The organism is Streptomyces sp. P17 (genome assembly GCF_032436805.1).
In the GTDB taxonomy this organism is placed as follows: Bacteria; Actinomycetota; Actinomycetes; order Streptomycetales; family Streptomycetaceae; genus Streptomyces.
Map to the genome: position 1 here is coordinate 1 of NZ_JAVRBF010000492.1, position 336 is coordinate 336.

Annotated in this window: 1 protein-coding gene; it reads left to right on the forward strand. The window is 44.9% G+C overall.

The window, feature by feature from the left end:
- A partial coding sequence (locus RMT89_RS41850; protein ID WP_315888996.1) for a hypothetical protein occupies positions 1–336 on the forward strand: 336 nt, incomplete at both ends.

The window sequence follows — 336 nt, forward strand, 5'->3', positions numbered from 1 at the left end:
GCTATATAATTTCCTTATCGCTCTCAAACTTATCCAAAAGCATGTACAAGACGTCCCTCAGTTTCAGCGTGGGGAAGCACTGCCATCAACCATTCATGCCAAACAGCTTGATTCTATGCCGCTTCATGAAGCCTTAAGGGTGAGCATTGAGCCTCAAAAGGTGTTTGAGTACCCGCACAATATCCCCAAGCGTTTTGCTGGACTTATCCAATTGGAAGCCAACGAAAAAGAATATGAGCAAGCTCAAGCACTCACGCATCAAATCAACGAACTTAGGGCTACCATCGTCAACTACATTGCGGAAAAAGAGACAAATTACCGAAAACGGGCCAGACT